Raw genomic sequence first — 9,056 nt, 5'->3', positions numbered from 1 at the left:
CTTGGCGACTTCGTGGAAACCATCCTGCGACGAATAGATTTCGTGGCCGTTCTCGCTCGACACCACGTCGTCTGCGCCTGCCTCGATGGCGGCTTCAAGCATGTCGTCGGCGGAGGCCTTGTCGGCGTCGTATTCGATCACGCCGACATGGTCGAACATGAAGGACACCGAGCCGGTTTCACCCATGTTGCCACCGGACTTGGTGAAGAAGGAGCGAATGTCCGACGCGGCGCGGTTGCGGTTGTCGGTCAGCGCCTGGACGATGACGGCGACGCCGCCCGGACCGTAGCCCTCGTAACGGATCTCGTCATAGTTCTCGCCTTCGGTGCCGACCGCCTTCTTGATGGCGCGCTCGATATTATCGCGCGGCATGTTTTCCTGACGGGCCGCGATCACGGCGGAGCGCAGCCGCGCATTCATGGCCGGATCGGGCGTTCCGAGCTTCGCCGCCACTGTGATTTCGCGCGCCAGCTTTGAGAACAACTTGGACTTCTGGGCATCCTGACGGCCCTTGCGGTGCATGATGTTCTTGAATTGGGAATGTCCGGCCATGCGGTCTCTCTCGATCGTCCGACGTCAAATGATGGGCTGTGGCGCGGGGTTATAGGCCGCGAATCCCGCAAAATCAAAGATATGCAGCAGATTGGGCAGGATCGGATCGCCGCGCTGGCAACCGCTTAACGATCGTTTCACCGATAGGTGCAACGATACTCGCATAAATTGCATAAAAGCGGGGGAGCATGGCGATTCGACTGTTTCGCAAGCGGCCGGCTGCGGCGGCCGAGCCGGCTATCGTGTCCGAAAACACAGCCATTTCCGCTATTCCGGGGCTGCCGGACCCGGACCCTGCCCGCGACATCCTGGAGTTGCTCGAACTCGAACTGGGCGGGCTCGTGCGACAGCTGGAAAAGGCAGCCGGCTCGGTAGCCGGCGGCGCCGAATCGACGGCAGCGACGCTTGCGGCGATCCGGTCCCGCACCGACGCGCTGACGGATCGCAGCAGCACCGCGCAGGCCACTGCCACGACCTTCGCCCATGCCGCCGACAAGTTCACCCATTCGGCGCAGGCGATCGGCGCGCAGGTGCGCGACGCCAGCAAGCTGGCCGATGAAGCGGGCGCAGCCGCGCAGGAAGCCAGCATGAATGTGGACCGGCTGCGGGATTCCTCCGCCGCCATCGGCCAGGTGCTGGAGCTGATCGCGCAGATCGCACGGCAGACGACCATGCTGGCACTGAATGCGACCATCGAGGCGGCGCGCGCCGGTGCGGCCGGCCGCGGCTTTGCCGTTGTCGCCACCGAAGTGAAGGCGCTGGCCGTGCAGACCCAGGGCGCAACCGAGGAAATCAGGACCAAGATCGATGCGCTTCAACGCGACGCCGCCAGCTCTGTCGAGGCGGTGCACCGCATCTCGATGGCGATCGAGGCGATCCGCCCGGTGTTTGTTCATGTGAATGGCGCGGTGGCCGAGCAGAATGCGACCACCAGCGAGATGTCGAGCAACGCAGCCTCTGCCTCGCAATTCATCGTGGCGGTGGGCGACAGCGCGCATGAGATCGAGGCGGCCGCGAAAGCAGCGACCGCGCATGGCGCGGAGGTCGCGCAGGCCGGTGCCGCCGTGACGCTGTTTGCGTCGAAGCTGAAATCACGCTGTGCGGTGCTGCTGAAGCAGGATGCGGACAGCGACGAGCAGCGCAAGCGCGAGCGCCTGCCCTGCCATCTCCAGATCGCGATCGACACGCGCGGCGGCCGGCTGCGCGCGCCGGTCTATGAGATCGCCATGGACGGCGTGCTGATCGGCGGGCCGGATGCCGCGCGGCTGTCGCTGCACGAGGTGCTGACGGCAGAGCTCGGCGATGTCGGTCCGTGCCGGCTGCGCATCGACGCCCATGACAAAGGCGGCGCGCAGGCGCGCTTCGTGGCGCCGGACGCACATTTCATCAGCCGCCTCGAAGATCGGCGATGGGCGATCCATGACGAGAACACGGAATTCGTGACGCGTGCGCTCGATGCCGGCGCGGCGCTCAACAAGATCTTTGCCGATGGCATCGCATCGGGCGCGATCACGCTCGATGCAATGTTCGACGAGGCCTATGAGGAGATCGCCGGCAGCAATCCCGTGCAATATCGCACGAAGATCCTGCCCTGGGCGGATCGCGCGCTGCCGGAATTCCAGGACGCGTTTCTTGCCAAAGACTCTCGCCTGGCATTCTGCGCGATGATCGACCGCAACGGCTATCTGCCCGTGCATAACGGCATCTATTCGAAACCGCAGCGGCCCGGCGATGTGGCCTGGAACACCGCCAACAGCCGCAACCGCCGCATCTTCAACGATCCCGCCGGGCTCGCGGCGGGGCGCAACACCCGCGCCTATCTGATCCAGAGCTATGCCCGCGACATGGGCAACGGCCAGACGGTGATGATGCGCGAGATCGACGTGCCGGTGCGCGTGCAGGGCCGGCACTGGGGCGGGTTCCGGACGGCGTACAAGCTGTAGCGTCCGGCCGTAGGGCGGATCAGGCGAAGCCGTCATCCGCCGCGGAGTCTCCACCATGAACTCGGCCGGCGGATTACGCTGCGCTAATCCGCCCTACGGGCCCTCCGGGAACCGATGTCATACCAATGACATTCGATATTGGTTCAACCCACCGGACTGACATTGATCATCCATCGATTTCCCGAGGCGACCATGAACGAACTCTCCCCCGACAATGCAAAGGCCATGCATGACCGCGTCCGCGAGGAGATGCTCGACAGCTATGACGAGGAAATGGAACTCGAACTCGACGAGGACCGCCTCGACCAGATGGCCGATGAGGTCGCCGGCGAACCGCTGACCTCATCGGTCGATCGCCGCACCTATTTCAAGGAGCTGTTCCGCCTGCAGGGCGAACTGGTGAAGCTGCAGAGCTGGGTGCAGCACGAAAAGCTGAAGGTCGTGGTGATCTTCGAAGGCCGCGACAGCGCCGGCAAGGGCGGCGTGATCAAGCGCATCACCCAGCGCCTCAATCCGCGCGTCTGCCGCGTCGCCGCCCTGCCCGCGCCGAACGAGCGCGAGCGCACGCAGTGGTATTTCCAGCGCTATGTCTCGCATCTGCCGGCCGGCGGCGAAATCGTGCTGTTCGACCGCTCCTGGTACAACCGCGCCGGCGTCGAGCGCGTGATGGGCTTCTGCACCGAGGCCGAGGTGGAAGAGTTCTTCCGCACCGTGCCGGAATTCGAACGGATGCTGGTGCGCTCGGGCATCATCCTGATCAAATACTGGTTCTCGATCACCGACGAGGCGCAGCACCTGCGTTTCTCGATGCGCATCGCCGATCCGCTGAAGCAGTGGAAGCTGTCGCCGATGGACGTGCAGTCGCGCGCGCGCTGGGAGCAGTATACCAAGGCCAAGGAAGCGATGCTGGAGCACACGCATATTCCGGAAGCCCCGTGGCACGTGGTGCAAGCCGTCGACAAGAAGAAGGCGCGCCTGAACTGCATCTCGCATCTGCTCGAGCAGATCCCGTATGGCGAGGTGCCGCAGGAAGAAGTCATCCTGCCGCCGCGCGTGCGCAATCCCGACTATTTCCGCAAGCCGGTGCCGCCGGAGATGTATGTGCCGGAGAAGTATTGATCAGGCACCATTGGGTGGCCCGGGTGGAGCGTAGCGAACCCCGGGGACGTGCGATGTCTTGAACTCCGAGTCCCGGATTGCGCTTCGCTCCATCCGGGCTACGGACTCACCAGAAATCCGGTACCGTCTGCGACAGCCTTCCGCCAATGCGCACCGGAGCGATCTTCGTGGCGAGGCCCGTTTTGTCATCGGTCTCCACCGCGACGCCTGACAGCGTCGCAGGGCCGAAGGCCGGTTCGAAACGGCCGGAGGGAATACCGGTGACGAAGCGGCGGACCGGTTCTTCCTTCTGCATGCCGATCACGGAATCATAGTCGCCGGTCATGCCGGCGTCGGTCATGTAAGCCGTGCCGCCGGGCAGGATCTGGTGATCGGCAGTCGGGATATGCGTGTGGGTGCCCACCACGAGGCTGACGCGGCCATCGCAGAAGTGGCCCATGCCCTGTTTCTCGCTGGTCGCCTCGCAATGGAAGTCGACGACGATGGCGTCGGCCGCGTCCACCAGCGGGCAGGCCTCGATCTCCTTGTTGATGCCGGCGAAGGGATCGTTCAGCGGCTCCATGAAGATGCGGCCCATGGCATTGATCACCAGCGCACGCGCGCCGCTCTTGGCGTCGACCAGCGCGGCACCGCGGCCGGGCGTGTGGCGCGGGAAATTCAGCGGGCGGATCAGGCGCGGCGCGCGCTCGATGAAGACCAGCGCTTCCTTCTGATTCCACGCGTGATTGCCGAGCGTCACCGCATCGGCGCCGGCATCGATGAGATCATTGTAGATAGACTCGGTGATGCCGAAACCGCCGGCGGCATTCTCGCCATTGATCACGACGAGATCGAGTTTCCAGTCCTTGATGAGGCCGGGAAGCTTGTCGAGGATCACCACGCGGCCGGTTTTGCCGACGACGTCGCCGATGAAGAGAATACGCAATCTATTTGCTCCGGAAGTCGATCACACGCGTCTCGGTTAGCATATAATCGAGCGCGACGTCGTGCGATTGCATCGGGATGGATTCGATCTCCTGGGTATCGAAAGCCAGGCCGATGGCGGTGAAAGGTTTGATCGCGCGCAGCTGCGCGAAGGTGCGGTCGTAATGCCCGGCGCCATAGCCGATCCGATGGCCGGCGCGATCGAAGGCGGCGAGCGGCACCAGCAGGATATCCGGCATCAATTGCGGCGCTTCCGGCGGCGGTTCGAGAATGCCGAGCGAACCGCCAACGAGAGCACTTGCCGCATCCCAGACGCGGAACATCAGCGGCTCGTCGCGCGCGATGATCACGGGCAGCGCGAGACGCGCGCCTTCGGTGGCAAGCGACTGCATCAGCGGCACGGGATCAATTTCGCTGCGGATCGGGGAATAGCCGGCGACGATGGTGCCGGGGGTGATGGGTAGCGGAAAGGCGTGGGAAGCCAACGCGCGTGCAGCGGCATCGCGATAGGCCGCGGCCAAGGCGGCACGGCGGGCGAGAGCGGCAATGCGGAGTTCGGTCTTGTTGGGGGTGGGCAGCATCATTGCCCAACCCTAACGCTAATCCTTGGGGAGGTCCAAGTGCGCCAGATCGCGGGCGCTATCGACGACACGGACGATATGCACGAAATCCGCCGTGACGCGATAAATGATCACCCAACGTTCGACCACCAGCGCCCGCACATCAGGGACAATCTCCGGATGGGCCGGACCCGAATTTGGAAATTCAGCGAGTTGCGCGAAGCGGGCTTCGATCTTGTCGAGCCACGCATCTGCAGCGGACACACTATTCCTGGCAATGGAAATCCAGATCGCATCGAGATCGCCGCGCACATATCGCGAAGTGCGCAGCTGCATCGCTCATCTCTTGGCTTCTTCGAGGCGCTTCAATTTTTCGAGGCGCACGCGCCCTTCTGCCTTGATGGTCTTGAAATCGAGTGGCTCATCATCGAACCCACTCTCGATCCCCTCGCGATAGGCTTGCCGTAGCCATTCGAGGCTCTCGTGCCGATCCTTCATCAGCCGCAACGCGTCGCGAAACACCTCGTCCGAACTCGCATAATGGCCGTCGGCGACTTGCGCCTCGACGAAGGCGCTGAGCTCTTCGGGCAATGAGACTTTCATTGTCATCTCTCGCTCCAGCCCAAAAAAAGAAAAGTGCGAAGCCACGTTGGCCGTTGAAGCACGCGATCCCGGAGCACCTACGAAAGTAGGTGGGCACCGTGTGTCCAGGTCCACGGACCTGGCCAGGGACAGTTCCCTAAAGGATCGATAAGGCCCCGGGGATATATGGCTCCTGACGCGCGACGCAGCCTCGCGAGGTGCAATGTAGGGCTTATGAAGCGGATGCGCCAGTGGCTGCAGCAGCCTTCAACCGATCGCCACGCCGCCGCCGATGGTGCGGTTGAGGACCTGCGTGGTCTTCTCGATCCGTTCGGCGGCCGCGTTGAGTGCGGCAGCGACAGCGGTCTGGGTCGCCCGGGCGCGGTCGGCGGCGACGACGCGGACGTCGCGCAGGGCCATCAGCTCTTCCTGCAGCGCGCGGATCTGCGCATTGGCATCCACGAGTTCATCGGCCACCATCAGCGCCGCCATCACGGTGAGACGGGCATCACCGATCTCGCCGAATTTGCCGCGCAGACCGGTGACGCGCGATTCGAGGCTCTCGGCGAGACGCAGCAGGCGGGTCTCCTGCCCCTCCTCGCACGCCATGCGATACTGGCGGCCATTGATGGTGACGTTCACATGGGTCATGTCGCGCTCACTCACGGCCTTGCTCCGCCAGCACGGTGCGGATGGTGCCAATGGCCACATCCAGCGTACCCGCGATTTCGCGATTGGTGCGTTCGAGCCTGCGTGTCTTCACCAGCGAGCCATCGAGCTCGTCGGCCAGACGCGAACGGTCGGCGCCGAGCGCCTGGATCCGCGCCGCAAGCTCGTCCTCGTCGCGATCAGCCTCGCGCCGACGCTCGACCGCACTTTCGAGCGCGTCCAGCGCGGTCATCAGCCGGCGCGTCGCGGAGTCGATCTCCTGCGCCCCGCCTTGGGCGGGATCGGACGCAGACAGATGGGCGGGACGTTCGATCATACCGGCGAATAAAGACCTGACTGGTGGAACCTGATGACGGGGCACGACGCCAAAAAGCACGTCACGGCAAGGTTTTAAGGCTCGAAATTTAGGCGGACGGCGCGCCAGACGCAACGCCGGCTCAAAACCTATGCACCGTAAAGCGGTCAAAAACCGGGGTTATCCTGCGGACAGGGCTGGACTTCCGGGGACGGCTTGGACTCCCAGGAACCGAGGTGCTATCCACCCGTTCTCCAATGCGATGCCGCAAATGCTGCAGAGCCGCACGCCCAGCGGTTGCAGCCGGTTCACTCCCTTCAAGTCAGACGGAACACACGATGGCGCAGGTTGATCACTCGAAAATGGCCAATGCAATTCGCGCCCTGGCCATGGATGCCGTGCAGAAGGCAAATTCCGGCCATCCCGGCCTGCCGATGGGCGCCGCCGATGTGGCGACCGTGCTGTTCACCCAGTTCCTGAAATTCGATGCCGCCGATCCGAAGTGGCCGGATCGCGACCGCTTCATCCTCTCCGCCGGCCATGGCTCGATGCTGCTCTATGCCCTGCTGTACCTCACGGGCAACAAGGAGATGACGCTCGACCAGCTGAAGAATTTCCGCCAGCTGCATTCGGCGACGCCGGGCCATCCCGAGAATTTCCACACCTCGGGCGTCGAGACCACCACCGGTCCGCTCGGACAGGGTGTTGCGACGTCCGTCGGCTTCGCGCTCGCCGAGCGCATGCTGGCCGCAGAATATGGCGATCTCGTCGATCACTACACTTACGTGCTGTGCTCGGACGGCGACCTGATGGAAGGCGTCAGCCACGAAGCGCTGGCCATGGCCGGCCATCTCAAGCTGTCGAAGCTGATCTTCCTCTATGACGACAACGGCATCTCCATCGACGGCCCGCTGACCCTTGCCGACAGCGTCGATCAGGTCGCGCGCTTCAAGGCCCATGGCTGGAACGCGGTGCAGATCGACGGCCATGATCCGGTCGCGATCGCCAAGGCAATCAAGGAGGCGCAGTCGTCGGATCGTCCGTCGCTGATCGCCTGCAAGACCACCATCGGTTTCGGCTCGCCGAAGAAGGCCGGCACGTCCAAGGCGCATGGCGAACCGCTCGGCGTCGAGGAAATCGCAGCCACCAAGAAGGCGCTCGGCTGGGATTACGGCCCGTTCGAAGTTCCGGATGATGTGCTCAATGCCTGGCGCGATGTTGGCAAGAAAGGCGCGGCCGCGCATGCCGATTGGCAGAAGCGTCTGGAGGCGCAGCCGGCAACCGCACGCGACGAATTCATCCGCCGCAACGATCACAAGCGTCCCGTTGCGATGGAAGACGCGATCCGTCAGCTGAAGAAAAAGCTGGTGGACGAGCCGCAGACCGTAGCGACCCGCAAGGCCAGCGAGCTTGCGCTCGAAGCGCTGGTGCAGGTGGTGCCGGAAATGGTGATCGGCTCCGCCGACCTCACGCCGTCCAACAATACCCGCACCAAGCAGGCGGTCGAGATCAAGCCCGGCGACTACAAGGGGCGTTACGTCCATTACGGCATCCGCGAAATGGGCATGGCCGCGGCCATGAACGGCATCGCGCTGCATGGCGGCTTCATCCCCGCCGGCGCGACCTTCATGTGCTTCACCGACTATGCACGCCCGGCGATGCGCATCTCGGCGCTGGCGCAGATCCCGGTCATCTACATCATGACCCATGACTCGATCGGTCTTGGCGAAGACGGCCCGACCCACCAGCCGGTGGAGCATCTGGCCGCCATGCGCGCGATGCCGAACATGCGCGTGCTGCGTCCGGCGGACACCGTCGAGACCGCCGAGTGCTGGCAGCTCGCGATGGAGAAGACCAACGGTCCGACCATGCTGGCACTCTCGCGCCAGAACCTGACGCCGGTGCGCACCACGCATCACGACGACAATCTCTGCGCCAATGGCGGCTACGAGCTGGTCGCAGCTAACGGCAAGGCCGCCGTCTCGATCTTCGCCTCGGGTTCGGAAGTCGAGATCGCCGTTGCCGCGCAGAAGACGCTGGACGAGAAAGGCATCGCGACGCGCGTGGTCTCCGTGCCGTCGCTCGAACTGCTGCTGGAGCAGCCGGAAGAGAAGCAGAAGGCGATCATCGGCGACGCGCCGGTCAAGATCGCTGTCGAAGCCGCCGTGCGCTTCGGCTGGGATTCGGTGATCGGCCACGACGGTATCTTCATCGGGATGAAGCACTTCGGCTCCAGCGCGCCGGCGAAGGAGCTGTACAAGCTGTTCGGCATCACGCCGGAAGCCGTCGTCGAGGCCGCGACCCGCAAGCACAACGCGGCTTAACTCTATCGGAACGCTGGTGAAATTGACACATTGCACCGGCGTTCCATTCAGGGCATGAAACGCCCACAAACGCCACTATATAAAGCCC

The 9,056-nt window shown here is 63.9% G+C and carries 10 protein-coding genes and 1 other RNA gene; 3 read left to right on the top strand and 8 right to left on the bottom strand.

The features are described 5' to 3' along the window. A partial coding sequence (locus ACIQ17_RS26750; RefSeq protein WP_398472354.1) for a YebC/PmpR family DNA-binding transcriptional regulator occupies nucleotides 1-552 on the bottom strand: 552 nt, incomplete at its 3' end. 188 nt (nucleotides 553-740) lie between these two features. Here ACIQ17_RS26750 and ACIQ17_RS26745 point away from each other — a divergent pair. After that, nucleotides 741-2,495: a methyl-accepting chemotaxis protein gene (locus tag ACIQ17_RS26745; RefSeq protein WP_398472353.1), complete on the top strand. Its 1,755-nt coding sequence runs from the start codon at nucleotides 741-743 to the stop codon at nucleotides 2,493-2,495. A 192-nt stretch (nucleotides 2,496-2,687) separates the two neighbouring features. Continuing rightward, nucleotides 2,688-3,614 carry a polyphosphate kinase 2 gene (ppk2, locus tag ACIQ17_RS26740; protein ID WP_398472351.1) on the top strand — a complete coding sequence of 309 codons (927 nt, stop codon included), beginning with the start codon at nucleotides 2,688-2,690 and terminating at the stop codon, nucleotides 3,612-3,614. A 106-nt stretch (nucleotides 3,615-3,720) separates the two neighbouring features. Here the strand turns inward: ppk2 and ACIQ17_RS26735 are convergent, their stop codons facing one another. From ACIQ17_RS26735 to ACIQ17_RS26705, 7 genes are all read right to left on the bottom strand, one after another. Continuing rightward, on the bottom strand, nucleotides 3,721-4,539 hold the full coding sequence (locus tag ACIQ17_RS26735; protein ID WP_398472349.1) for a TIGR00282 family metallophosphoesterase: 819 nt from the start codon (nucleotides 4,537-4,539) through the stop codon (nucleotides 3,721-3,723). 1 nt (nucleotide 4,540) lies between these two features. Next, complete coding sequence (locus tag ACIQ17_RS26730) at nucleotides 4,541-5,122, bottom strand: 5-formyltetrahydrofolate cyclo-ligase (RefSeq protein ID WP_398472347.1); 582 nt, start codon at nucleotides 5,120-5,122, stop codon at nucleotides 4,541-4,543. Between the two features lie 15 nt (nucleotides 5,123-5,137). Next, complete coding sequence (locus tag ACIQ17_RS26725; RefSeq protein WP_398472346.1) at nucleotides 5,138-5,434, bottom strand: type II toxin-antitoxin system RelE/ParE family toxin; 297 nt, start codon at nucleotides 5,432-5,434, stop codon at nucleotides 5,138-5,140. Between the two features lie 3 nt (nucleotides 5,435-5,437). Next, the gene (locus ACIQ17_RS26720; protein ID WP_398472345.1) at nucleotides 5,438-5,707 is read right to left on the bottom strand and encodes a type II toxin-antitoxin system ParD family antitoxin; all 270 of its coding nucleotides are present in this window, start codon (nucleotides 5,705-5,707) and stop codon (nucleotides 5,438-5,440) included. Between the two features lie 28 nt (nucleotides 5,708-5,735). Beyond that, a non-coding RNA gene (gene ssrS, locus ACIQ17_RS26715) (6S RNA) lies at nucleotides 5,736-5,895 on the bottom strand. Nucleotides 5,896-5,947: 52 nt separating this feature from the next. Then, nucleotides 5,948-6,331: a cell division protein ZapA gene (locus ACIQ17_RS26710; RefSeq protein WP_398472356.1), complete on the bottom strand. Its 384-nt coding sequence runs from the start codon at nucleotides 6,329-6,331 to the stop codon at nucleotides 5,948-5,950. Nucleotides 6,332-6,338: 7 nt separating this feature from the next. Next, a complete protein-coding gene (locus tag ACIQ17_RS26705) occupies nucleotides 6,339-6,665 on the bottom strand; it encodes a DUF4164 domain-containing protein (RefSeq protein WP_398472344.1) in 327 nt (108 codons plus the stop codon). Between the two features lie 317 nt (nucleotides 6,666-6,982). Here ACIQ17_RS26705 and tkt point away from each other — a divergent pair, with 317 nt between their 5' ends. Next, nucleotides 6,983-8,968 (top strand): transketolase, encoded by a 1,986-nt coding sequence (gene tkt, locus ACIQ17_RS26700; RefSeq protein ID WP_398472343.1) that lies wholly within the window; start codon nucleotides 6,983-6,985, stop codon nucleotides 8,966-8,968. The last annotated feature ends 88 nt before the right edge of the window (nucleotides 8,969-9,056 follow it).

The sequence above is a fragment of the Tardiphaga sp. genome, from assembly GCF_044340795.1.
Lineage (GTDB): Bacteria > Pseudomonadota > Alphaproteobacteria > Rhizobiales > Xanthobacteraceae > Tardiphaga.
Note: the sequence above shows the minus strand (reverse complement) of the source record. Positions and strands in the feature narration are given on the sequence as shown.